The sequence below is a fragment of the Streptomyces sp. NPDC085481 genome (assembly GCF_044541845.1).
In the GTDB taxonomy this organism is placed as follows: domain Bacteria; phylum Actinomycetota; class Actinomycetes; order Streptomycetales; family Streptomycetaceae; genus Streptomyces.
Genome location: NZ_JBITTJ010000010.1, coordinates 152,731 through 176,057 on the forward strand (window position 1 = coordinate 152,731; position 23,327 = coordinate 176,057).

Annotated in this window: 18 protein-coding genes and 1 pseudogene; 12 read left to right on the forward strand and 7 right to left on the reverse strand. The window is 72.1% G+C overall.

The features are described 5' to 3' along the window. The first annotated feature begins 25 nt into the window (after positions 1-25). Positions 26-1,243, forward strand: coding sequence for an alginate lyase family protein (locus ACIGEZ_RS21860; protein WP_399833505.1), 1,218 nt, complete (start codon positions 26-28; stop codon positions 1,241-1,243). Between the two features lie 58 nt (positions 1,244-1,301). Here the strand turns inward: ACIGEZ_RS21860 and ACIGEZ_RS21865 are convergent, their stop codons facing one another. The 5 genes from ACIGEZ_RS21865 to ACIGEZ_RS21885 form a co-directional block, all read right to left on the reverse strand. Further along, positions 1,302-2,924, reverse strand: a complete 1,623-nt coding sequence (locus tag ACIGEZ_RS21865; RefSeq protein ID WP_399833507.1) for a sensor histidine kinase — start codon at positions 2,922-2,924, stop codon at positions 1,302-1,304. Continuing rightward, on the reverse strand, positions 2,917-3,573 hold the full coding sequence (locus tag ACIGEZ_RS21870; protein WP_399833509.1) for a response regulator: 657 nt from the start codon (positions 3,571-3,573) through the stop codon (positions 2,917-2,919). The genes ACIGEZ_RS21865 and ACIGEZ_RS21870 overlap by 8 nt, the downstream gene beginning before the upstream one ends. 90 nt (positions 3,574-3,663) lie before the next feature. Further along, the gene (locus ACIGEZ_RS21875) at positions 3,664-5,685 is read right to left on the reverse strand and encodes a M4 family metallopeptidase (RefSeq protein ID WP_399833511.1); all 2,022 of its coding nucleotides are present in this window, start codon (positions 5,683-5,685) and stop codon (positions 3,664-3,666) included. Positions 5,686-6,174: 489 nt separating this feature from the next. Beyond that, the gene (locus ACIGEZ_RS21880; protein ID WP_399833513.1) at positions 6,175-8,034 is read right to left on the reverse strand and encodes an ABC transporter ATP-binding protein; all 1,860 of its coding nucleotides are present in this window, start codon (positions 8,032-8,034) and stop codon (positions 6,175-6,177) included. After that, on the reverse strand, positions 8,031-9,824 hold the full coding sequence (locus ACIGEZ_RS21885; protein WP_399833516.1) for an ABC transporter ATP-binding protein: 1,794 nt from the start codon (positions 9,822-9,824) through the stop codon (positions 8,031-8,033). Before ACIGEZ_RS21885 ends, ACIGEZ_RS21880 begins: the two co-directional genes overlap by 4 nt. 61 nt (positions 9,825-9,885) lie before the next feature. Here ACIGEZ_RS21885 and ACIGEZ_RS21890 point away from each other — a divergent pair. Both ACIGEZ_RS21890 and ACIGEZ_RS21895 read left to right on the forward strand, forming a co-directional pair. Continuing rightward, positions 9,886-10,055, forward strand: a pseudogene (locus ACIGEZ_RS21890) (response regulator transcription factor); the annotation flags it as partial. Positions 10,056-10,199: 144 nt separating this feature from the next. Next, positions 10,200-11,183, forward strand: coding sequence for a helix-turn-helix domain-containing protein (locus tag ACIGEZ_RS21895; protein WP_399833518.1), 984 nt, complete (start codon positions 10,200-10,202; stop codon positions 11,181-11,183). 162 nt (positions 11,184-11,345) lie between these two features. Here ACIGEZ_RS21895 and glgX read toward each other — a convergent pair whose 3' ends face one another. Further along, positions 11,346-13,553: a glycogen debranching protein GlgX gene (gene glgX / locus ACIGEZ_RS21900; protein ID WP_399833520.1), complete on the reverse strand. Its 2,208-nt coding sequence runs from the start codon at positions 13,551-13,553 to the stop codon at positions 11,346-11,348. Positions 13,554-13,717: 164 nt separating this feature from the next. Here glgX and ACIGEZ_RS21905 point away from each other — a divergent pair, with 164 nt between their 5' ends. The 6 genes from ACIGEZ_RS21905 (at position 13,718) to ACIGEZ_RS21930 (ending at position 20,203) form a co-directional block, all read left to right on the forward strand. Then, positions 13,718-14,947, forward strand: a complete 1,230-nt coding sequence (locus ACIGEZ_RS21905; RefSeq protein ID WP_399833522.1) for an Ig-like domain-containing protein — start codon at positions 13,718-13,720, stop codon at positions 14,945-14,947. 163 nt (positions 14,948-15,110) lie between these two features. Continuing rightward, positions 15,111-16,358, forward strand: a complete 1,248-nt coding sequence (locus ACIGEZ_RS21910) for an Ig-like domain-containing protein (protein WP_399833524.1) — start codon at positions 15,111-15,113, stop codon at positions 16,356-16,358. 88 nt (positions 16,359-16,446) lie between these two features. After that, positions 16,447-17,214: an enoyl-CoA hydratase/isomerase family protein gene (locus ACIGEZ_RS21915; RefSeq protein ID WP_399833526.1), complete on the forward strand. Its 768-nt coding sequence runs from the start codon at positions 16,447-16,449 to the stop codon at positions 17,212-17,214. Positions 17,215-17,349: 135 nt separating this feature from the next. Continuing rightward, on the forward strand, positions 17,350-17,853 hold the full coding sequence (locus tag ACIGEZ_RS21920; protein ID WP_399833527.1) for an ATP-binding protein: 504 nt from the start codon (positions 17,350-17,352) through the stop codon (positions 17,851-17,853). Between the two features lie 395 nt (positions 17,854-18,248). Next, a complete protein-coding gene (locus tag ACIGEZ_RS21925) occupies positions 18,249-19,016 on the forward strand; it encodes a polysaccharide deacetylase family protein (RefSeq protein WP_399833529.1) in 768 nt (255 codons plus the stop codon). Continuing rightward, the gene (locus ACIGEZ_RS21930; protein WP_399833531.1) at positions 19,016-20,203 is read left to right on the forward strand and encodes a YncE family protein; all 1,188 of its coding nucleotides are present in this window, start codon (positions 19,016-19,018) and stop codon (positions 20,201-20,203) included. The genes ACIGEZ_RS21925 and ACIGEZ_RS21930 overlap by 1 nt, the downstream gene beginning before the upstream one ends. Positions 20,204-20,213: 10 nt before the next feature. Here the strand turns inward: ACIGEZ_RS21930 and ACIGEZ_RS21935 are convergent, their stop codons facing one another. Next, positions 20,214-20,852 (reverse strand): GNAT family N-acetyltransferase, encoded by a 639-nt coding sequence (locus tag ACIGEZ_RS21935; protein WP_399833533.1) that lies wholly within the window; start codon positions 20,850-20,852, stop codon positions 20,214-20,216. Positions 20,853-20,925: 73 nt separating this feature from the next. On the opposite strand from ACIGEZ_RS21935, the gene ACIGEZ_RS21940 reads away from it, so the two are divergent. The 3 genes from ACIGEZ_RS21940 to ACIGEZ_RS21950 all read left to right on the forward strand — a co-directional run bounded on the left by ACIGEZ_RS21940 (position 20,926) and on the right by ACIGEZ_RS21950 (position 23,305). Further along, a complete protein-coding gene (locus tag ACIGEZ_RS21940) occupies positions 20,926-21,141 on the forward strand; it encodes an EF-hand domain-containing protein (RefSeq protein WP_399833535.1) in 216 nt (71 codons plus the stop codon). Positions 21,142-21,224: 83 nt separating this feature from the next. Further along, on the forward strand, positions 21,225-22,658 hold the full coding sequence (locus ACIGEZ_RS21945; protein WP_399833537.1) for a hypothetical protein: 1,434 nt from the start codon (positions 21,225-21,227) through the stop codon (positions 22,656-22,658). After that, positions 22,655-23,305 (forward strand): hypothetical protein, encoded by a 651-nt coding sequence (locus ACIGEZ_RS21950; RefSeq protein ID WP_399833539.1) that lies wholly within the window; start codon positions 22,655-22,657, stop codon positions 23,303-23,305. The genes ACIGEZ_RS21945 and ACIGEZ_RS21950 overlap by 4 nt, the downstream gene beginning before the upstream one ends. The last annotated feature ends 22 nt before the right edge of the window (positions 23,306-23,327 follow it).

Below are 23,327 nucleotides of genomic sequence, written 5' to 3' on the forward strand. Positions count from 1 at the left end.
GACGAACGAAAGGTACCCCCCACCCATGCGTCTCCGAGCCCTGGTCGCCACCCTGGCGGCGGCCCTCGCCCTCACCGTGGCCCCGACGGCCGCCGCCGGACCGGACCCCGTCTCCGCCGCCCGCGCGGCGGAGACGGCACCCGCCGCCCCCGCCGCCTTCACCCACCCCGGCGTCCTCGTCAGCGCCTCCCAGCTCGACTTCGTCCGGTCCAGGGTGCAGGCAGGCGCCCAGCCCTGGAAGGGTGCCTACGACCAGATGATGGCGAGCTCCTACGCCTCACTGACCCGCACCCCCAAGCCGCGCGCGATCGTCGAGTGCGGCTCCTCCTCCAACCCGAACAACGGCTGCACCGACGAACGCCAGGACGCCGTCGCCGCGTACACCCAGGCCCTCGCCTGGTACCTCACCCGCGACGCCCGGCACGCCAGGAAGGCGATCGAGATCATGGACGCCTGGTCGGCCGTGATCAAGGACCACACCAACTCCAACGCCCCGCTCCAGACCGGCTGGGCCGGCTCCTCCTGGCCCCGCGCAGCCGAGCTCGTCAAGCACACCTACACCGGAGGCTGGCCGAACGCCGGCCGCTTCGCGACCATGCTGCGCAACGTCTACCTGCCCGAGGTGTCGGGCGGCGCAGCCCTGACCAAGAACGGCAACTGGGAACTCATCATGACCGAGGCGGCGATGGGCATCGCCGTCCACCTGGACGACCGCGCGGCCTACGACAAGGCGGTCGCCACCTACCTCGGCCGGGTCCCCGCCTACCTCTACCTCGCCAGTGACGGCAGCACGCCCAAGCCGCCGCCCGACAGCTCCATCGACACCCGCGACGAGATCGTGAAGTACTGGCAGGGCCAGAGCACCTTCGCCGACGGCATCTCCCAGGAGACCTGCCGGGACTTCGGCCACACCGGCTGGGGCATCGCCGCCGCCGTCCACACCGCCGAGACCAGCCGCATCCAGGGCCAGGACCTCTACCCGCAGGTCTCCGAACGGCTCCGGCACGCGCTCGGCTTCCACACGAAGTACGAGAACGGGACGGCCGTCCCTTCCTGGCTGTGCGGCGGCACCGTGAAGAAGGGCCTGGGAGCCGTCACCGAGGTCGGCTACAACGCCCTGCACCACCGCCTCGGCATCGGCATGACCAACACCGGGACCTACACCGAGGGGCGCAGGCCCGCGGGCACGGACAACTACTTCGTCTCCTGGGAGACCCTGACCCACGCCGGGAACCCGAACTAGGCCCGTCCGGCCCGGATCCGCCGCGCGGGGCAGGGCGCGCCGCCGCCCGGGCCGCGCCTCAGGGCACCCGCGCCTTGCCGGCGAGGTGCCCGCCGGTGAAGCACAACCGGTACACCGGGACGGCCGCCAGCATGGTCGAGCGGTAGTAGAGGCACTCGTCCGAGCCGGGCGGCTCGGCCGGCGCCTTCTGCGGGCGGCCGTCCAGAGGGCGGTCCGGGAGCAGGTCGCCGAGGTCCGCCCGGGTCTGGCCGAGCCGGATCCGGGCGTAGTCCTCCGGCTCCAGATACGACTGGTGCTGGGTGTAGAGGGCGACCCCCGCCATCAGCACGCCGAGCGCCGCGAGCAGGGCGAGCGGGATCCAGATGGCCCGGGCGAGGCCCTGGCGGACCTGACGGCGGGCCAGGTCCAGTTCGCGGGCCGACCGGGGGGCGGCGGGGCGCGCCGCGGGGGCCCGCAGGGGCAGCTCCGCCGACAGGGCGAAGCCGCCCTCCCCGGTGGGCCGGTGCCCGAGCGAGCCGCCCGCGAGCCGCACCCGCTCGTCGAGCCCGACCAGCCCGGTCCCGCCGGACGCGAGCCCGGAGGACGGTCCGTCCGCCGCATCCGCCGGCCGGGCGCCCGAGCCCGTCGGCCCGGCGCCTCCCGACGTCGCCGGCCCGCTCGTCACCCGTACCCGGACCGTCCCCTCGTCGCGTTCCACGACGACCGCGACCGTCGCCCCCGGCGCGTGCTTGGCCGCGTTGGTGAGGCCCTCCTGGACCACCCGGTGCAGGGCCCGCGCCGTCATCGGGGACGGGGGTTCAGGGGCGTCGGCGAGGGTGATCGTCATGCCCGACGCGCGGGCGCGGGCCACCAGGTCGGCGACCGTCTCGTCCGGCGGAGCGACCGGGGCGGCCTCGTCGTCCTCGCGCAGGACGCCGATGATGTCGCGCAGCCGCCCCGTCGCGTCCGCCGCCGCCCGGCGCAGTTCGCCCGCGGCCCGCTGCTGGGCCGGGCCGAGCGCCGGGTCGAGCTCCAGGGCGCCGGCGCGGAGCGCGAGCAGGGCGAGGTCGTGGCCGAGGGAGTCGTGCATGTCGCCGGCGATCCGGGACCGCTCCCGCAGCCGCTCCCGGTCGGCGACCGCCGCCTGCTCGCGCTCCATCCGGTCGGCCAGCTCCCAGCCGCTGCGCACCAGCCGGTCGTACTGCCGGACGTAACGCCCGATCAGCCAGGGCGCGACGACGGCGAGGGCGAGCGAGAGCAGCAGCGCGAACCAGTAGGTGAGCGGTCTGCCGGTCGCGCGTACGAGGACGAACCCCGCCACCGGCACCACCGCGAACAGCCACAGCGCCGGCCGGGTCCCCTCCTGGCGGCGCCCGTCGAGGTAGCCGAAGGCGACCAGGGCGAGGACGTACGAGGGCGTGAACAGCTCCGGGCTGGTGGCCAGGGAGGCCGCGACCGTGAGCACCAGCGGCGCGAGCGGCCACCGCCGGCCGAGCGCCACGCAGCCCGCGAGCAGCACCACGCCGACGGCGACCCGGGTCCAGGACCCGCCGTCGTTCGGGTCGGACATGAGCAGGACGGGCACGCACAGCAGCAGCCACAGCAGGACGTCGAAGGCCCGCTCACGCGCACGCTCCCGGGTGGCCTCCCGGGCTGCTTCCCGGGCGGCCTCAGGGGCGGCCGCACGGGCCGGCTCACGCATCGGGGACCAGACCGGCCTCGTACGCGAGGATCGCGAGCCGTACCCGGTTGCGCAGCCCGATCCGCCCGAGGACCGCGCTGACATGGGCCTTGACGGTGGCCTCGACCACATGGAGCCGCTCGGCGATCTCCTGGTTGGACAGGCCCGCCCCGACCAGCGCGACGACCTCCCGCTCGCGCCCGGTCAGCGGGGCGAGCCGGCTGCGGGCCTCGGCCGCCCGGGCGAAGCGCTCGCCGCCGAGCATGTCGATGACCCGGCGGGCGACGGCGGGGGAGAGGAAGGCCGCGCCCTCGGCGACCGCCCGTACCCCCGCGAGCAGTTCGCGCGGGTCGCCGGACTTCAGCAGGAATCCGCTCACGCCGCTGCCGAGCGCCCGCTCGACGTACGCGTCCTCGGAGAAGGTGGTGAGCACGACGACCGCCGCCTCGGGCAGCGTGCGCCGCAGCTCCTCGGCGGCGCCGAGCCCGTCGAGCCGCGGCATCCGGATGTCGAGCAGGACGACGTCGGGCCGGTGTCGGTGGGCGAGCTCGACGGCCTCGTGGCCGTCGCCGGCCTCGGCGACCACCTCGATCCCCGGGTCGGTGGCGAGGATGGCCCGCACCCCGGCCCGGATCACCGCCTCGTCGTCCGCAAGCAACACCCTGATCATCAGGCCACCCTACGCAGACGCGCGGACGCCCGGAGGGAACGTTCCCTCCGGGCGTCCGTCAGATCACTTCACTTCCGGCGTGGCCGCCCCTTACGGGAAGGTCAGCTTGAAGCTGTTGATGTAGCCGGTGTCGATCGCGGCCTTGTCCTGGACGCGGAGCTTCCAGACGCCGTTGGCGACCTCGGAGGAGGCGTTCACGGTGTAGGTCTGGTTGATGTTGTCGGCGCTGCCGCCGGACCGGTTGTGCAGGTTGTAGACCGAGCCGTCGGGGGCGATGAGGTCGACGACCAGGTCACCGATGTAGGTGTGGACGATGTTCACACCGACGGAGAGGTTGCTCGGGGCGTTGCCCGTGATGCCGGAGACGGTCAGCGAGGAGGTCACCGCGGTGCTGTTGTCCGGGATGGAGACGTCGGCGTCGTTGGTGAACACCGTGCCGCCGCCGGGGCCGCCGGGACGGGAGCCCACGGCGATCGCGGCCCAGGCGTTCTCGACGGCCGTGACCTCGGGGCTGCCCGCTCCGTACAGCTCGGTGGCCGCCGCGACGGTGCCCGTGCGGGCGCCGGCGTAGTTGGTGTTCGAGCTGAACTTGGTGGTGAGCGCCTTGAACCAGATCAGCGAGGCCTTGTCACGGCCGATGCCGGTGACGGGCAGGCCGTCGGAGGTCGGCGAGTCGTAGGTGACGCCGTTGATCGTCTTGGTGCCGCTGCCCTCGGAGAGCAGGTAGTACCAGTGGTTCGCCGGGCCCGAGGAGTAGTGGACGTCGATGCCGCCGAGGCCCGAGTACCACGAGTCCTTGGACGAGCCGTCCTTGCTCGGCTTGTCCATGTAGCGCAGCGGGGTGCCGTTGCCGCGGATGTCGATCTTCTCGCCGACCAGGTAGTCGCCCTTGTCCTGGGCGTTGTTGGCGTAGAACTCGACGGCCGCCGCGAAGATGTCCGAGGTGGCCTCGTTGAGGCCGCCGGACTCGCCGCTGTAGACCAGGCCGGCGGTGTTCGAGGTGACGCCGTGCGTCATCTCGTGCGCGGCCACGTCGATGGAGGTCAGCGGCTTGGTGTTGCCGGACCCGTCGCCGTAGGTCATGCAGAAGCAGGAGTCGGACCAGAACGCGTTGACGTACGCGTTGCCGTAGTGGACCCGGGAGTACGCGCCGACGCCGTCACCGCGGATGCCGCTGCGGCCGTGCACGTTCTTGTAGTAGTCCCAGGTGAGCGCGGCACCGTAGTGCGCGTCGGCGCCCGCGGTCTCCTTGTTGGAGGGGAGACCGTTGCCCCAGGTGTCGGTGCTGTTGGTGAACAGCGTGCCGGTGCCCGAGGTGCCGCCGTTGAGGTTGTACGTCTTGTGGTTGCCGCGGCCCGTGTCCGTCAGGGTGTACGACGGGGCGGTGCCGAGGGTGACCTGGCCGCTGTACATCGTGTTGCCGACGCCGGTCTCGATGGCCTGCCACTCGAAGAGCTTGGCCCCGGTCTTGGCGTCCGTGACGACGTGCAGCTCGTTCGGGGTGCCGTCGTGCTGGAGGCCGCCGACGACGGTCTCGTAGGCGAGGACGGGGGTGCCGTCGGCGGCCCACACGACCTTGCGCGGGGCGCGGTCGGCCTTGGTCTTCTTGGCACCTTCGGCGTTCGCGCGGCCGAGCGCCTGCTTCTCGGCGGCGGCCGGGGCGAGGGTGGCGGAGGTGTCCACCTTCGTGATGTCGGCGCGCGTTGCCTTGGAGACGGACGTGGTGGCGCCCGCCTTGGTCTCGGCGACGATGAGGTCGCCACCGAGGACGGGGAGACCCGCGAACGTGCGCTCGTAGCGCGTGTGGGTCGTGCCGTCCTGGTCCTGGACGACGTCGCGGACGACCAGCTTCTCCTGGGCGCCGAGGCCCAGCTGCTTGGCCGTGGCGGCGGTGTCTGCCTGGGCAGCCTTGATCAGCGCGGCCCGCTGGGCCGGCGAGAGGTCGGCGGGCAGCTTGCCGGGGTTGGCCTTGCCGGCGGCCTGCGCCTTGGGGGCGATGCCCCACTGGTCGTCGGCGGAGGCGGAACCGGTCTGCACACCGACGGCGATCATGGCGGCGGCAGCGATCAGAGCGCCGGTCGCGGTGGCGCGACGGCTGGGCGTGGATCTCACGCAGACTCCTTTTGCGAGGGGGGTACCGGGTGACTGGGTCACGCCTCCCGGGCAGAGCAAACAGAGCTGTGGAGCACGTACGGGTGATGCGCTGAACGTTGGTGCGAAGGACCGGGGGAAGAGTGGCAGTTGTGACCGTCGCCTGTCAGGAGCGCGTCAACAAGTTGGCCGGAAATCGTCCGTTGTCCGAAGGTGCGTGTTCGTTAAGCGGACGTTTCCCCGACCGTTCACCACAAGGTCGTCCGGCGTTCTCCGCAGGCCGGATCGGGGTTGCGCCGCGGGGGGATTCCGGCGTAGCCCCGCCCGTCCCGAATGATGGGCAGGGGTGGGAACCGGTCGACCGGTTCGCGTCGGCCGTGGCCGGTTCCTTTCGGTTCGCTCCTTCAGCGCGGAGTGGTTCACCCGAGCCGCGGTTCCGCTCGTCGTTCACGAAGGCGGCGACCTCGCCGGAGACGAAGAAGTTCCGCCTGGGACCGGGGCGTGGTGGACCTAGCTCACCAGACTGTCCCGCCAGGCCCTGTGCAGCCCCGCGTACCGGCCCTCGCCGCCTACCAGTTCCGCCGGCGAGCCGTCCTCGACGACTCGGCCCGACTCCATCACCAGGACCCGGTCCGCGACCTCCACCGTGGAGAGGCGGTGCGCGATCACCACCGCCGTACGGCCCGCCAGCACCGTGTCCATCGCCCGCTGCACCGCCCGCTCGCCCGGCACGTCGAGCGAACTGGTCGCCTCGTCCAGGATCAGCACCGCCGGATCCGCCAGCAGCGCCCGTGCGAAGGCCACCAGTTGACGCTGGCCCGCGGAGATCCGGCCACCGCGCTTGCGGACGTCCGTGTCGTATCCGTCCGGCAGGCCCGCGATGAAGTCGTGCGCACCGATCGCCTTCGCCGCCTGCTCGATCTCCTCGCGGCTCGCCTCCGGCCGGCCGATCGCGATGTTCTCCGCGACCGTCCCCGAGAACAGGAACGCCTCCTGCGTCACCATCACCACGCCCCGCCGCAGTTCGGGCGTCGCGAGCTCCCGCAGGTCGACCCCGTCCAGCAGCACCCGGCCCTCCGTCGGGTCGTAGAAGCGGGCCAGCAGCTTCGCGAGCGTCGACTTGCCCGCGCCCGTGGAGCCGACGACCGCGACCGTCTGCCCCGCCGGGATCGTCAGGTCGAAGCGCGGCAGCACCTCGCCGCCCGTCCGGTACGCGAACCCGACCCCCTCGAACACCACCTCGCGCCCCGGCCGCCCGGACCGCGCCGGCAGCTCCCGCGGCGCGGCCGCCTCCGGGACCCCCGGCTCCTGGGCCAGCAGGCCCGCGATCTTGGCGAGCGAGGCCGCCGCCGACTCGTACGAGTTGAGGAACATGCCGAGGCGGTCGATCGGGTCGTAGAGGCGGCGCACGTACAGCACCGCCGCCGCGAGCACGCCCAGCTCCAGCGTGCCGCCGGCCACCCGCCACGCACCCCACAGGCACATTCCGGCGACCGCCGTGTTCGCGACCAGCCGGGAGCCGACCACATAGCGGGCCATCTCCAGGAGCGCGTCGCCGTTGCTGCGTGCGTGCCGGTGGTTGAGGACCGCGAACTCGGCGTCGTTGGCCCGCTCCCGGCGGAACGCCCGTACCGGGCGGATGCCGTTCATCGTCTCCGCGAACTTCACGATCACCTCGGCGACGGCCGTGGAGCGGACCGCGAACACGGCGGCCGAGCGGCGGCGGTAGAGCCGCACGAGCAGGTACAGCGGTACGAAGGAGGCGACCGCTACCGCGCCGATGCCCAGATCCAGCCACAGCAGCATCGCCGAGATCGACAGGAAGGAGAGCACCACCCCGATCAGCTCCTGGAGCCCCTCGGAGAGCAGTTCGCGGAGGGACTCCACGTCCGTGGTGGACCGGGAGATCAGCCGGCCGGACGTGTAGCGCTCGTGGAAGTCGATGCTGAGGGCCTGCGCGTGCCGGAAGATCCGGGCGCGCAGATCGAACAGCACGTCCTGGTTGACCTGGGCGGCGACGCGGATGAACACGTACTGGAGCAGCGCGCCGGCCGCCGCGCAGCCCAGGTAGCCGAGGGCGACGGCGACGAGCGGTCCGTGGTCCCCGGCCCGGAAGGCGGGGACGCCCCGGTCGATCGCGTACGCCACGAGCAGCGGGCCTGCCTGCAGGGCCGCCTGCTGGACGAGGAGGACCAGCGCCGCCACGACGACCCGGGGCCGGTGTGCTCGGAGGAGGGAGCGCAGGAGACGGCCGGTCGCCCCGGGGGCGACGGGCAGGTCGTCCTGGTCGAAGGGGTCCGCGGGGGCCGGGGTCTCCGCGGGGCTGGAGGTGTCGGGGGGCGTCGTCCTGTTCGTGGTCGCGTCCGTCATCGGTTCCGCCACTCCTCGGTGCTCTCGCCGGACATCAGCCAGGCGTACTCCGGGCTCTCGCGCAGTAGTTCGTGGTGGGTGCCGATCGCCGTGATCCGGCCACCGGACAGCAGGGCCACCCGGTCCGCCAGGAGGACCGTGGACGGGCGGTGGGCCACCACCAGGGCCGTGGTGCCCCGCAGGACCTCCCGCAGGGCCGCCTCGACGCGGGCCTCGGTGTGGACGTCCAGGGCGGACAGGGGGTCGTCCAGGACCAGGAAGCGGGGGCGGCCGACCACCGCCCGGGCAAGGGCCAGGCGCTGTCGCTGGCCGCCCGAGAGGCTGAGGCCCTGTTCGCCCACCTGGGTCGCGGTGCCCTCGGGGAGCCGGCCCACGAAGCCGTCCGCCTGGGCTACGGCGAGCGCGCGCGACAGCTCCGGCTCGGCCGCGCTCTCGTCCGCCCCCATCAGGACGTTCTCGCCGATGCTCGCCGAGAACAGGGTCGGGTCCTCGAACGCCACCGCCACGAGTGAGCGCAGCCGCTCCCGGGGCATGAGCGTGATGTCCTCGCCGTCGAGCAGGATCCGGCCGCCACTCGTCTCGTGCAGCCGCGGTACGAGCGCGGTGAGCGTGGTCTTGCCGGAACCGGTCCCGCCGACCAATGCCAGGGTCTCGCCCGGGCGGATGTGCAGGTCGACGCCGTCGAGGACCGGCGGGGCGTCCGGTGCTGCGTCGGGGAAGCGGAAGGTGACGTTCTCGAAGCGGACCCCGTCGGCGGGGCCGGCGGCGGTGCTGCCTTCCGTCTCCGTTTCCTCCGGGGTGTCCATCACCTCGAAGTACCGCTCGGTCGCCGTCGCCGCCTCCTGGCTCATCGCCAGCAGGAAGCCGATCGACTCCACCGGCCAGCGCAGGGCCAGCGCCGTCGACAGGAACGCCACCAGCGTGCCCGCCGACAGGTCCCCGTCCGCCACCTGCACCGTGCCGATCACCAGGGCGGCGCCCACGGCCAGTTCGGGCAGCAGGGTGATCAGTGCCCAGATCCCGGCGAGCAGCCGCGCCTTGCCCAGCTCCGTGGTGCGCAGCCGCTCCGCGAGGGAGCGGAACGCCTCCGCCTGGCTGCGGTGGCGGCCGAAGCCCTTGACGATCCGGATGCCGAGCACGCTCTCCTCGACCACCGTCGTCAGATCGCCCACCTGGTCCTGCGACCGGCGCGCCACCACCGCGTACCGCTTCTCGAAGACCGAGCAGAGGACCACCATCGGGGCGACCGGGGTGAGCAGCACCAGGCCGAGCGACCAGTCCTGGGCGAGCAGCACGGCGTAACCGACCAGGATCGTCACGCCGTTGACGAGGAGGAACGTCAGCGGGAAGGCCAGGAACATCCGGACCATCATGAGGTCCGTCGTGCCGCGCGAGAGGAGCTGTCCTGACGCCCATCGGTCGTGGAAGGCGATCGGCAGACGCTGGAGGTGCCGGTACAGGTCGGCCCGCATCCCCGCCTCGACCCCCGCGAGCGGCCGGGCCACCAGCCATCGCCGGAAGCCGAACAGCACGGCCTCCGCGATGCCGAGCAGCAGCAGGTACAGCGCGCCCAGCCACACCCCGGTCGCGTCGCCGTCCGCGACCGGACCGTCCACCAGCCACTTCAGGACGAGGGGGATGACGAGCGACAGACAGGAGGCGACGATCGCGACGAACGCGGCGGTGAACAGCCGGGCCCGCACGGGGCGTACGTACGGCCACAGGCGCAGCAGCGAGCGCACGGCGGAGTGGCCGGGCGTGCTTTCGGTGGGTTCGTGTTCCGGGGGCATCAGGGCCGAGCCTACGGTTCACCCCTGACAGGCCTCACGTGGTTTTCCGGGGAGGTCGTGGCGGGAAGTGCTCGAACTCGTCGCCCGGGGAACCTCCCACCGCGGGATCGCGGCCGAACTCTTCATCAGCGAGCCACCGTCAAGACCCGTCCGACCCACATCTATGGCAAGTTGGGTGCCAGGGACAGGGGTGCGGCGGTCGCCGTCGGCCATCAGCGCGGCACCCTCGGCCGAACCGGCTGCACCGGCCGCACGGGCTGCACGGGCTGCACCGGCCGAACCGGCCGCGCCGCCTGAACCGGGCCGCACCGCTGACCCCGCCGCACCGCCTGAACCAGCCCCACCGCCTGAACCGGAGCGAGACCCGGGGGAGTCATGGACGTCCACCACTTCGCCACCGAAGCGCTCCCGCCCCGCGAGCGCTTCGACCACTGGCACGACCTGACGGCCGGCGCGCTGCTCGCCACCACCATGCACAGCGAGCACGCCGACGACTTCCGTGCCGAGGCCCGCGCCGTCGACCTCGGCGCCGTCCAGGTCACCGCCATGCGCTACCCGTCGATGACCGTCGCCCGCACCCCCCGGCTCATCGCCCGCAGCGACCCCGGCTACTACCAGCTCTCTCTCACCGTCAGCGGCGCCATGTGGCTCGACCACAACGGCCGTGAGACCGCCCTCGGCGCCGGGGACATGCTGGTCTTCGACTCCTCGCGGCCCTTCCAGGGCGGCACCCGCGGCGACGGCACCGAGCCCGACGGACGGCTCGACCACATCATCGCCCACTTCCCCAAGGCACTGCTGCCCCTGCCCGCCCGCGACGCCGACCGGCTGCTCGCTCTGCGCCTGCCCGGCGACACCGGCTTCGGCGCGCTGCTCGCCCGGTTCCTGGTCCAGGTCGTCACCGACGCCGCCGCCTACCGCCCGGCCGACGCCCCGCGCCTGGAGACCGTGCTGCTCGACCTCCTCGCCGGGGCCGCCGCCCAGCGCCTCGACGCCGACGCCGCGGCCGCACCCGACAGCCGCCGCAGGGCCCTGTTGCTGAGCGTCCAGGACTTCGTCCGCCGCAGGCTGGCCGACCCCGACCTGTCGCCCTCCGTCATCGCCGCCGCCCACCACGTCTCGGTGCGCTACCTCCACCGCCTCCACGAAGAGCGCGGCGTCACCGTCGCCGCCCTCATCCGGAGCCTGCGCCTCGACAAGGCCCGCCAGGACCTCGCCGACCCGGCCCAGCGCCGTACCCCCGTCCACGACATCGCCAGCCGCTGGGGCTTCCGCCACCAGGCCGCTTTCAGCCGTGCCTTCCGGGCGGCGTACGGATGCAGCCCCAGCGAGTACCGGGAGTGCACGCAGAGTCAATGACCCGTGCGCTCAGGGCCAAAGACAGACCGGATCCCGCCGCGGAGACTGGTCGAGCACGCAGGCGGTCCACGGGGGACGGCGGATCGCCGCGTGCCATTCCCCCCGCCGGCCACCGCCGTCGCGCCGCGGTGGCCGGTAGGGGGGCCAACGGCAGGGGCGCTCTCAGCCCCCCACCCGCAGCAGTACCACCGACCGCCCCGCCACCGTGATCGTTCCGCCGCCCCGGTGGACCGTGCCCGGGACCCCGGTCTGGTCCTCGAGGGCGGTGTCCACGACCTTCTCGTACGACTCCGCCCACGGCGGACCCGGCAGCCGGTACTCCACCGGGCGGTGGCCCGCGTGCAGGACGGCGAGGAAGCTGTCGTCGGTGACCTGCTCGCCGCGCGCGTCACGGCCCGGTATGTCGCGGCCCGACAGATAGAGGCCGAGCGTGGCGGCGGGGGCGTACCAGTCGGCCTCGGTCATCTCGGCGCCCTCGGCGGTGAACCAGGCCAGGTCCCGCAGCCCGTCCGCGCCCTGGGGCCGGCCCGAGAAGAAGGCGCGGCGGCGCAGCACCGGGTGCCGGTGGCGCAGGGCGAGCAGACGGCGGGTCAGGGCGAGGAGCTGGGCGCGGCCGGGCTCCTCGGGGAGGGTCCAGTCGAGCCAGCCGATCTCGTTGTCCTGGCAGTAGGCGTTGTTGTTGCCGCCCTGGGTGCGGCCCATCTCGTCGCCCGCGACGAGCATCGGCACTCCGGTCGACAGGAGCAGTGTCGTCATCAGGTTGCGCAGCTGGCGCCGGCGCAGGGCGTTGACCTCGGGGTCGTCGGTCTCGCCCTCGGCGCCGCAGTTCCAGGAGCGGTTGTCGTGGGTGCCGTCCCGGTTGCCCTCGCCGTTGGCCTCGTTGTGCTTGCGCTCGTAGGTGACGAGGTCGCGCAGGGTGAAGCCGTCGTGGGCCGTGACGAAGTTGACGGAGGCGTACGGGCGCCGCCCGCCCCAGGCGTACAGGTCGCTGGAGCCGGAGAGCCGGTAGCCGAGGTCGCGTACGTCGGGCAGGGCGCCGCGCCAGAAGTCCCTTACGGCGTCCCGGTAGCGGTCGTTCCACTCGGTCCACAGGGGCGGGAAGGACCCCACCTGGTAGCCGCCGTTGCCCACGTCCCAGGGCTCGGCGATCAGCTTGACGCGGCGCAGCACCGGGTCCTGGGCGATGACGGCCAGGAAGGGGGAGAGCATGTCGACGTCGTGGAAGGACCGGGCGAGGGCCGCCGCCAGGTCGAAGCGGAAGCCGTCCACGCCCATCTCGGTCACCCAGTAGCGCAGGCTGTCGGTGATGAGCCGCAGCACCTGCGGCTGCACCACGTGCAGGGTGTTGCCGCAGCCGGTGTAGTCGGCGTAGCGCCGGGCGTCGGACTGGAGCCGGTAGTAGCCGCGGTTGTCGATCCCCTTGAGGGACAGGGTCGGGCCGAGCTCGCCGGCCTCGGCCGTGTGGTTGTAGACGACGTCGAGGATGACCTCGATCCCGGCCGCGTGCAGCGCCCGCACCATCCGCTTGAACTCGCCGACCTGCTGACCGGCCGTACCGGACGAGGAGTAGCCGGCGTGCGGAGCGAAGTAGCCGAGGGAGTTGTAGCCCCAGTAGTTGCTGAGGCCGCGCCGCAGGAGGTGGTCCTCGTGCGCGAACTGGTGCACCGGGAGCAGTTCGACCGCCGTCACCCCGAGCCGCTGGAGGTGCTCGATCGCGGCCGGGTGCGAGAGGCCCGCGTACGTGCCGCGCAGGTGTTCGGGGATGCCGGGGTGTCGCGCGGTGAAGCCCTTCACGTGCAGCTCGTAGATGACGGAGTCCGGCCAGGGCGTCTTGGGCCTGCGGTCGTCGGACCAGTCGTCGTCGTCCTGGACGACCACCCCTTTGGGGACGTACGGCGCGGAGTCCCGTTCGTCGCGGACGGTGTCGGCCACGTGCTGCTGCGGCCAGTCCCGTACGTGCCCGTACACCTCGGGCGGGAGCGCGAAGTCGCCGTCGACCGCCCGCGCGTACGGGTCGAGGAGCAGCTTCGCCGGGTTCCAGCGGGCCCCGGTCCACGGGTCCCAGCGGCCGTGCACCCGGTAGCCGTAGCGCTGCCCCGGGCCGACGCCGGGCACGAAGCCGTGCCAGATCTCATGGGTCAGCTCGGTCAGTTCGAGCCGGGTCTCGGTGCCCGCGGCGTCGAACAGGCACAGCTCGACGGCCTCGGCGCCCCCGGCCCACAGCGCGAAGTTGGTGCCCGCGACCCCGTCGGGACCGACCCGGCAGCGCGCGCCGAGCGGTGTCGGCACCCCCGGCCACACCACCGGGCCCGGCCCCACCCGGGCCCGGGCATGCTCCCGTACCGCCTCCTGCTCGGCTGCGCTCGACACGTCCCGGCCTCCCGCGGCTCTCCCGGGCCCCGTCGCGAGAGCCGGGGCGTCCCGGCCGCGGCTCCCCGCGCGTGGTCCTCCCACCTGTTCTGCCCGCACGGCCGTGCTCCCAACATGACCCGCACGCACGTTTCCCCTGGAGGGTGGCCGTCGTTGGGCTGAGCGTGAGACTTGTACTGAAGCGGGCGGGGTACGCCCTCGCGGTGGCGGGACTGTTGGCGGGCCTCGCGGGCTGCTCCGGAGCAGACGGGGAGGGCGGGGGCGGTGGCGCCCTCGAACTGCCACTCCCCGGGAAGGCGCGGGCCCCGGGCGATGTGATCCGGGTCAGCCCGGAGGACGGCACCCGCGGCGTGCCGGCCGAGGGGCCCCTGGAGGTGAGGATCGGCAGCGGGCGCCTGGAGCGGGTGACGGTCGTCCAGGTGGAGGACGCGCAGCGGACCGAGGTGGCCGGGGAGATCTCCACGGACGGGCTGCGCTGGCGGCCCCGGCCGGACGCCCGGCTCGCGCTGGCCGCGAAGTACAGCGTGGACGCGGTCGCCCTCGACGCGCACGGCCGCCGCTCCGCGCGGCACACCACCTTCACCACCGTGGTGCCCGAGCACCGCTTCATCGGCTACTTCAAGCCGGAGAACCGTTCCACGGTCGGCACCGGCATGATCGTCTCCTTCTCCTTCAACCGGGCCATCGAGAACCGGGCCGAGGTCGAGCGCGCCATCAAGGTCACCTCCGACCCGCCGGTGGAGGTCGCCGGCCACTGGTTCGGCAAGGACCGGCTCGACTTCCGCCCCGCCGCGTACTGGCAGCCGGGCACGAAGGTCACCGTCGAGCTCGCCCTGCGCGACGTCGAGGGCGCGCCCGGCGTGTACGGCATCCAGCGCAAGACGGTCGGCTTCACCGTGGGCCGCTCGCAGGTCTCCGTGGTCGACGCCGAGAAGCACACCATGGAGATCCACAAGAACGGCGAGCTCCTGACCACCCTGCCCATCACGGCCGGGGCGCCGAAGACCACCACGTACAACGGCAAGATGGTGGTCATGGAGCTGTACGACGTGACCCGGATGGACGGGCGCACGGTCGGTTTCGGCGGCGAGTACGACATCAAGGACGTGCCGCACGCCATGCGGCTCACCGACTCCGGGACCTTCCTGCACGGCAACTACTGGGCTTCGGCGTCGACCTTCGGCTCGGCGAACGTCAGCCACGGCTGCGTGGGACTGCGCGACGAGAAGGGCGGCGGCTCGGACACCCCGGCCGGCTGGTTCTTCGACCGGACCCTCATCGGGGACGTCGTGGAGGTCGTCAACTCGCGCGACGAGACGGTGGACCCCGGCAACGGCCTCGGCGGCTGGAACATGGGCTGGGAACGGTGGAAGGCCGGTTCCGCCCTGCGGTGAGCCGCGCGACCTGTGCACACCCCGCGCCAACTGGGACTGAACGGTGACATTCGCGTGGAACTTTCGTGTCTTCCGGTGTGATTATCTAACGCCGTGTGCGCGGGAGGATGCGCACGGGGGTGGGGCCCAGGCAGTGCCGGGTCGCGTGAGGGGAGAAACCATAGTGAACGGGCAGCCGATATCCGGAGCGACCGCCGGACGACGGCGTCGTGGCGCCCGCCTAGGGGCCGTGGCGACGGGAGCGCTGCTCCTCGTACTGACCGCGTGCGGTGGCGGCGACGCCACCGGAGGCGGCAAGGGGGGCCAGGACCCGGCGACCGGCGGCGGGGGCAAGCAGGAGAACGCGGCCTCGCAGGCCGTCGTCACGATCGCTCCGAAGGACGGCGCCGACGCGGTCGCCACCAGCGGCGCGCTGAAGGTGACGGCGGATCAGGGCAAGCTGACCACGGTCACCGTCGCCGACACCGAGGGCAACCCGGTCGAGGGCAGGATCTCCGCCGACGGCGGCAGCTGGCAGCCGGTCGGCCACCTGTCGGCGAGCACCCAGTACAAGGTGCACGCGATCGCCAAGGACAACGAGGGCCGTGAGTCGGCGAAGGACACCACCTTCTCCACGCTCACGCCGAAGAACACCTTCGTCGGCCACTACAAGCCGGAGAACGGCCAGACCGTCGGCGTCGGCATGCCGGTCTCCATCAACTTCACCCGTGGCATCACCGACCCCGAGGCCGTCGAGCGCGCCATCAAGGTGACGGCGGAGCCGGCGGTGGAGATCGAGGGCCACTGGTTCGGCAACGACCGGCTCGACTTCCGGCCCAAGGAGTACTGGGCCGCGGGCACCAAGGTGACCGTGAAGCTCAACCTGGACGGCGTCGAGGGCCGCCCGGGCGTGTACGGCAAGCAGAAGAAGACCTTCTCCTTCACCATCGGCCGCCGCCAGGTCTCCACGGTGGACGCCTCCGCGCACACCATGAAGATCGAGCGCGACGGCAAGATCATCAAGAGCCTGCCGATCACCGCGGGCGCGCCGTCCACGACCACGTACAACGGTCAGATGGTCATCAGCGAGAAGTACAAGGTGACCCGTATGAACGGGGCCACCGTCGGCTTCGGCGGCGAGTACGACATCAAGGACGTGCCGCACGCGATGCGTCTGTCCACCTCGGGCACCTTCGTGCACGGCAACTACTGGGCCTCGGCCTCGACCTTCGGCTCGTCCAACGTGAGCCACGGCTGCGTCGGTCTGCGGGACGCCCGCGGAGCCGGCGACGGTTCGATGCCCGCCGCGTGGTTCTACGACCACTCGCTGATCGGCGACGTGGTCATCGTGAAGAACTCCAAGGACAAGCAGATCCAGCCGGACAACGGCCTCAACGGCTGGAACATGTCCTGGTCGGAGTGGACCGCGTAGGACGCTCGAGCCGTCGACGACGAGGGACCCGGTGCTGTGACCAACCGCACCGGGTCCCTTCGCGTTAACGAGGACTAACCTTCGGACCATGACTGTGAACCTCGAAGTCGCCGAAGGCGTCGGCACGATCCGCCTCGACCGTCCCCCGATGAACGCCCTGGACATCGCCATCCAGGACCGGCTGCGCGAGCTGGCCGAGGAGGCGAGCGACCGCGACGACGTGCGGGCCGTCATCCTGTACGGCGGCGAGAAGGTGTTCGCGGCCGGCGCGGACATCAAGGAGATGCAGGTCATGGACCACGCGGCCATGGTCAAGCGGTCCCGCGCGCTGCAGGACTCCTTCACCGCGGTCGCGCGCATCCCCAAGCCCGTCGTCGCGGCCGTCACCGGCTACGCCCTGGGCGGCGGCTGCGAGCTGGCGCTCTGCGCCGACTACCGGATCGCCGCGGACAACGCCAAGCTGGGCCAGCCCGAGATCCTGCTCGGCCTCATCCCGGGCGCCGGCGGCACCCAGCGTCTCTCCCGCCTCATCGGCCCGTCCAAGGCCAAGGACCTCATCTTCACCGGCCGCATGGTGAAGGCGGACGAGGCGCTCCAGCTCGGCCTGGTCGACCGGGTCGTCCCGGCCTCCGAGGTGTACGAGCAGGCGCACGCCTGGGCCGCGAAGCTGGCCCAGGGCCCGGCGATCGCCCTGCGCGCCGCCAAGGAGTCGGTCGACCAGGGGCTCGAGGCGGACATCGACACCGGTCTCGCCATCGAACGCAACTGGTTCGCCGGTCTGTTCGCGACGGAGGACCGCGAGCGCGGGATGCGCAGCTTCGTCGAAGAGGGTCCGGGCAAGGCCAAGTTCGTCTGAATCGCACCCCTTGTGGTGCCCCTTTACGACTGACTTTGGCATATGCCAGGCGAATCCCCCGGAATTGTCGATTCCGGGGGGTCGAATCCCCCGGAACGGCCCCGCGCCCGGCTCGGTGCGGCCATGATGGGGGGCATGGCGGGCCTGGAAGGTATGGATCAACCGCGGCAGCTCGGCGGTGCGACCGCCGCACGGTGGGTGCCGCCCGCCGAGGACGAACAGGCCGCGGAAGCACTGCACTTGTACGGGAATCCGGCCGAGGAGGACGTCCGGCTGCCGTCCCGTCCCGAGTCCGCCGCGATCGCCCGCAGGCTCACCCAGTGGGTCGTGCTGCGCCAGTGGGCGCTCGGCCCGCAGATCGCCGAGCACGCGGTGCTGCTCGTCTCCGAACTCGTCGGCAACGCCGTCCGGCACACCGGGGCGAGGGTCTTCGCCCTGCGGATGCTGCGCCGCCGTGGCTGGATCCGTATCGAGGTGCGCGACCCCTCCCGGGGGCTGCCCTGCCTGATGCCGGTGCACGAGCTCGACACGAGCGGCCGTGGCCTCTTCCTCGTCGACAAGCTCTCCGACCGCTGGGGGGTCGACCTCGCCCCACGCGGCAAGACCACCTGGTTCGAGATGCGGGTTTGCGACCGCTAGAACCTCGCCCGTGCTTCGGAAGCACGAAAGCCCCCGTGCGCCGTGGTGGGGCGCGTGGGGGCTTCCGTGTGGTGCGCCGCGGAATGGGGGGGTGTATCCGCGGCAGCTATGACGACCTTGGCCCGGGTCAATGGGGGTCGTGGGTCCGACTATGGCAGACGGGGGGCCTCTCCGCCAAAAGTTCCTACTGGGGCAAAGTCGGGCAGATGTGGACAGTTTACCAATGAATCGTTGGTGACATAGAGCACCGCCCTTATAAACGATGAATAAATTTCGAGTTCGTCGGATGTTTCCTCGACCGGTCCGCATGCTGGACAGTCGACCGCGACCCGCAAACGTCCTGAATCGGCTCAATCATGATGTTTCGGGCATATCGGCCCTTAAATGGTGCCGTGATGCCGACCGACCGCCGCGGCGCCCTCCGCGCGGGCGCGGCCGCCGCCCTCGCGGGAGCCCTCGCCACCGCCTGCGCCACGGAACCGCGCGCCACGGAACCCCGTGCCACGCCCCACAGCCCCGCCCCCGCGCCCCGCGCCGCCCCGGCCCCGCGCCGCTACCCCGGCCGCCCCGTCGAGATCGCGAGCGGCCCACGGGACCGCCCCCGGGTCGCCCTCACCTTCCACGGGCAGGGCGACCCCGCCACCGCCCGGGCGATCCTCGACCACGCCGAACGGGCCGGCGCCCGGGTCACCGTCCTCGCCGTCGGCGAGTGGCTCGACGAGAACCCGGACCTCGCCCGCCGCGTCCTCGACGGCGGCCATGACCTCGGCAACCACACCCAGCGCCACCTCGACGTCAACGCCATGACCGAGCCCGAGGCCTTCGCCGAGATCGAGGCCTGCGCGTCCCGGCTGCGCCGGCTCACCGGCTCCATCGGCACCTGGTTCCGGCCCTCCCGCGCCCAGCACGCCGGCGAAACGGTCCGCCAAGCCGCCCGGCGGGCCGGCTACCCGCACGTCCTCTCGTACGACGTCGACCCCCTCGACTTCACCTCGCCCGGCCCCGCGGCCGTCGTCGCGAACGTCACCGGACGGATCCGCAACGGGTCGGTGGTGAGCCTCCACTTCGGCTACGCGGACACGGTCGCCGCGCTGCCCCTCCTCCTCGACGACCTCGACCGCCGCGGCCTGCGCGCGGTGACCACCACGGAGCTGCTGAGCTGATGCCGACCCCCACCGCCCGTACGAAGCGCGTCCTCGCCGCCACCGTCCTGCTGCTCGCCCTCGCCGCCTGCGGCAACCCCCGCCCCGCGGAACGCGGCGCCGTCCCCGAGAAGGCCGCAGCGCTCCCCGTCGTACCCAAGCGCGCGGCCGCGCCCGCAGGACTCCCCGGCATGCCGCCGCTGCTCAAGGCCGACGACGTGTACGCGGCCGACCGGCCCGGTCGACTCTCGCCGGTGGTCAAGGACTTCCCCTCCCGGATCTACGTCCCCAACACCAACTCCAACACCGTCTCGGTCATCGACCCCGCCACCTACAAGGTCGTCGAGACGATCCGGGTCGGCAACCAGCCGCAGCACGTCGTCCCCTCCTGGGACATGAAGACCCTCTGGGTCAACAACAACCGCGGCCACACGCTCACGCCCATCGACCCGGCCACCGGCGTCGCCGGCAAGCCCGTCGAGGTCCACGACCCGTACAACCTGTACTTCACGCCGAACGGCAAGTACGCCATCGTGATGGCCTCGCTCGACCGTGAACTCGTCTTCCGCGATCCCCACACCATGGAACGCAGGAAGACCGTCCCCGTCTCCTGTTACGGCGTCAACCACGCCGACTTCTCCGCCGACGGGCGCTACTTCGTGGTCTCCTGCGAGTTCTCCGGGGAGCTCCTCAAGGTCGACACCGAGAAGATGGAGGTCATCGGCCAGCAGAAGCTGCCCTTCGAGGGCGCCATGCCGCAGGACGTGAAGATCTCCCCGGACGGGAAGACCTTCTACATCGCGGACATGATGGCCCACGGCATGTGGGTCCTCGACGGCGAGAAGTTCACCACCCCGCAGCTGCTGCCCACCGGCAAGGGCACCCACGGCCTCTACGTCTCCCGCGACTCCAGGGAGATGTACATCTCCAACCGCGGCGAGGGCACCGTCTCCGTCTTCGACTTCGCGCAGAACCGGCTCACGAAGAAGTGGCGGCTCCCGAACGGCGGCTCACCCGACATGGGCGGCGTCTCCGCCGACGGCAAGGTGCTCTGGCTGTCCGGGCGTTACGACTCCGAGGTCTACGCGATCGACACCACGACCGGCAGGCAGCTGGCCCGCATCCCCGTAGGCGGCGGCCCGCACGGCCTCGCCGTCTACCCACAGCCGGGTCGCTACTCCCTCGGCCACACGGGCATCTTCCGCTGAACCCACGGGATCAGCGCGCCACCAGCAGGGCCTCCGCCCCCACCGGGCGGAAACCGGCCGCCTGGAACACCCGGACGCTGCGCGCGTTGCCGGGCGAGTTCTGGGCCCACACCACGGAGTCCGGGGTCAGCTGACGGGCCGCCATCGCGAGCGCCCGTCCCAGACCCCGGTGCCGTACGTCCTCGTCCACCTCGACCGCGGCCTCCCAGCGGCCCGCGACACCCCGGCCCAGGACCAGCACCCCGCCGTCCGCCGACCACACGCGGACGTCGTCCCGGTACTTCAGCGCCCGGGCCACCCGCGGATGGTCCTCGTCCTCGATCTCCCGCAGCTCGATCTCCGGCTCGCCCGGCAGGGCGCTCGCGACCGTCATCAGGTCGACCGTGTTCACGTACCGGCCCGTGCGCGCCACCAGTGCCGCATGGAAGCCCGGGGTCATGCTCGCCACCAGCGGATCCGTGGAGGCCGCCGCCAGCTCCGCCCGTATCCACTCCGGGTCCTCGTCCAGGAAGACCACCGAGTGCGCGGTGAAGGACAGCACCCCCGCGTCCCGGCGGTTCGGCTGCGGCAGGATCGTCGTCGAACCGTCCGGCGGCGGGAACTCGCCGTGCGCCGCCGCTGCCAGTATGCGTGCCACTTCGCTGCTCATACCCCCATCATCGGGCACGGCACGGCCCGATAATCTGGCCCCGTCAACGAAGCACCAAGAAGGGGCGGAAGCAGTGGCGGACATCGAGTCGGCACGTACGGCGTTCAACCGGTTCGACGTGGACGGGGACGGCTACATCACGGCGGCCGAGTACAAGAGCGTCATGGCGCAGCTGGGTGACTTCCACGTCACCGAGTCCGTCGCGGAGGCGCTCATCAACAAGCAGGACACGAACCACGACGGCAAGCTCTCCTGGGACGAGTTCTGGGCCAACCTCAACAAGGCCTGAGTCGCACGGCGCTCGGCGCCGCGACGAGCGGAGTTCCCTGAGGGGGAGGAAAATAGGGGTGATCCCCCCATTTCCTCCCCCTCATGTTCACTGCCGTGCGGTTCGTGCGTCGATTGCTGATGGCGGTGCTTCTGAGCGCAGCGATCAGTGTGGGGCCCGTCGCCTTCACGTCGCCTGCGGCGCCCGCGGGTGCCGCCCGGTTCAAGGCGGAGGAGCTCCAGCTGTCCCCCTCGACGGGGCCGCCCGGGCAGAGCGTGCAGGTCAGCGGCACCGGCTTCGACGCGTGCGGGACGGTGACCCTCACCTTCGACGGCGGACACGCCGTGCCGGGCCAGGCGAACCCGCCCCAGATCTCCGGCGCCATCACCGTCCCCGAGGACAGCTCCGCGGGGGACCACTCGATCGAGGCGACGTGCGATCCGGACGTCGACAGCGGCATCACGTACCACGGCCAGGCCACCTTCACGGTGACCGGCGGCGACGACGGCGACGGTACGTCGACCTCGCAGGACCCCACACTGGAGCTCACCCCCGGGAACGGCTCGATCGGCGACCCGATCGACGTCCGGGGAGCGGGCTTCACCGAGTGCGACCTCCACGCCGTCAGCCTGTACGTGGTCGACGGGCCCCAGATCGCCTCCAGGGTCCCCATCGAGGAGGACGGCTCCTTCTCGTACACCGAGGTCATCCCGGTCGGCACGGACCCGGACACGTACACCTTCCGCGCCGAATGCCCCGGCCAGCCGTCCATCCATGCCGACGCCGAGCTGGTCGTCGAGACCGCTGCGGATCCCGTCCTCACGCTCGCCGAGGAGGAGGGCGAGAGCGGGGCGACCGTCGACGCGGAGGGCACGGGCTTCGCGTGCTCGAACGTCGACCTCCTCCTGGACGGCGCCGAGCCGGTGCTGACCACCGCCGCCGTCACGGAGCAGTCCACCTTCGCCACGGAGATCCCGATCCCGTCGGACGCGACGGAGGGCGCGCACACGGTACGGGCGGTCTGCCAGGACGATCCGGACCTGTACGCCGAAGCCTCGTACACGATCACGGCCGGCCCGACGGATCCGAACACGACGGACCCCAATACGACGGACCCCAATACGACGGACCCCAATACGACCGACCCGAATACGACCGACCCGAACACCACGGACCCGAATACGACCGACCCGAACACCACGGACCCGAATACGACCGACCCGAACACCACGGACCCGAACCCGACCGATCCGTCGGACAACGGGCAGTCCAGCGGCACCACCACCCCCGTCGGCCTCGTCGTCGGCTCCACCACCGGTGTCGCGCTCGCTCTGGCCGCAGCCGCGGTCGTCTTCTTCACCCGGCTGCACCGCGGTCCCCGCTGGGTCCGCAAGCACGTACGGGCGACCCTGCGGCCCGCCACCGGCGACACCGGGCTGACCGAGCAGCGGGCGCCCGGCGAGCCGCCCACGCACACCACCAGGCTCGAACCGCACGCCGACCCGGGCCGGCAGACCCTCGACGAGGAGGAGCCATGACCGCGACCGCGTCCGCGCCGCGCCGGACGAGCCCGCGCAGCCCGACGACCGTCCGCTCGTTCCTGCTCGGCGAGGGGGAGGACCTCGACGGCCCGCTGCGCGCCCATGACACCGCGGGCCCGCTGCTCGCCTCCGTACGCCACAGGACGCCCGCCGCGGACCGGGCGGTCGAGCACGAGCTGGCCACGGTCGTGGACGACTTCCTGGCCCTCGACATGCTCGACCTGGCGGCCTCGGGCTGGCGCGGTCACTCCGCGCTGCGGTCCGCCGCGCGCCGGACCAGGGACCTGCCCGGCAGCGAGGAGGTGGTCGCGCTGGCCACCCACCGGGTGACCTCGACGCACCGGCCGTTCGTCGACCTCTACGTGGACGGCGTGAAGCTCGGCACCATCGACGTCGAGCTGACCCTGGTCTTCCGGATCTCCGGGCTGGTCTGCGTGGTCCGCGACGCCTGCCTCACCGGGGTGAGGTCGGGGGACTGCTCGGTCGACGCCCGTCTCGGCGTCCAGGGCTCCGTACTCGCCGAGCGCCGGGGCGGCCGGCTCGACCTCCCCGGGCAGTTCGCCCTGCGCGGCCCCGTACCGCTGCTGCGTGACGAGCCGGACCCCCAAGGAGCCGGGACCGTCCCGGGGGCCGGCACCCGTTGATCAGCGGTCGCCGATCAACGGT

Bases quoted from the DNA above. Each gene is read 5' to 3' on its own strand.
- ACIGEZ_RS21865 (WP_399833507.1), bottom strand. From the start codon at position 2,924: ATGCGTGAGCCGGCCCGTGCGGCCGCCCCTGAGGCCGCCCGGGAAGCA.
- ACIGEZ_RS21870 (WP_399833509.1), bottom strand. From the start codon at position 3,573: ATGATCAGGGTGTTGCTTGCGGACGACGAGGCGGTGATCCGGGCCGGG.
- ACIGEZ_RS21930 (WP_399833531.1), top strand. From the start codon at position 19,016: ATGCCGACCCCCACCGCCCGTACGAAGCGCGTCCTCGCCGCCACCGTC.
- ACIGEZ_RS21945 (WP_399833537.1), top strand. From the start codon at position 21,225: ATGTTCACTGCCGTGCGGTTCGTGCGTCGATTGCTGATGGCGGTGCTT.
- ACIGEZ_RS21925 (WP_399833529.1), top strand. From the start codon at position 18,249: ATGCCGACCGACCGCCGCGGCGCCCTCCGCGCGGGCGCGGCCGCCGCC.
- ACIGEZ_RS21895 (WP_399833518.1), top strand. From the start codon at position 10,200: ATGGACGTCCACCACTTCGCCACCGAAGCGCTCCCGCCCCGCGAGCGC.
- ACIGEZ_RS21935 (WP_399833533.1), bottom strand. From the start codon at position 20,852: ATGAGCAGCGAAGTGGCACGCATACTGGCAGCGGCGGCGCACGGCGAG.
- ACIGEZ_RS21915 (WP_399833526.1), top strand. From the start codon at position 16,447: ATGACTGTGAACCTCGAAGTCGCCGAAGGCGTCGGCACGATCCGCCTC.
- ACIGEZ_RS21860 (WP_399833505.1), top strand. From the start codon at position 26: ATGCGTCTCCGAGCCCTGGTCGCCACCCTGGCGGCGGCCCTCGCCCTC.
- ACIGEZ_RS21880 (WP_399833513.1), bottom strand. From the start codon at position 8,034: ATGACGGACGCGACCACGAACAGGACGACGCCCCCCGACACCTCCAGC.
- ACIGEZ_RS21920 (WP_399833527.1), top strand. From the start codon at position 17,350: ATGGCGGGCCTGGAAGGTATGGATCAACCGCGGCAGCTCGGCGGTGCG.
- ACIGEZ_RS21950 (WP_399833539.1), top strand. From the start codon at position 22,655: ATGACCGCGACCGCGTCCGCGCCGCGCCGGACGAGCCCGCGCAGCCCG.
- ACIGEZ_RS21885 (WP_399833516.1), bottom strand. From the start codon at position 9,824: ATGCCCCCGGAACACGAACCCACCGAAAGCACGCCCGGCCACTCCGCC.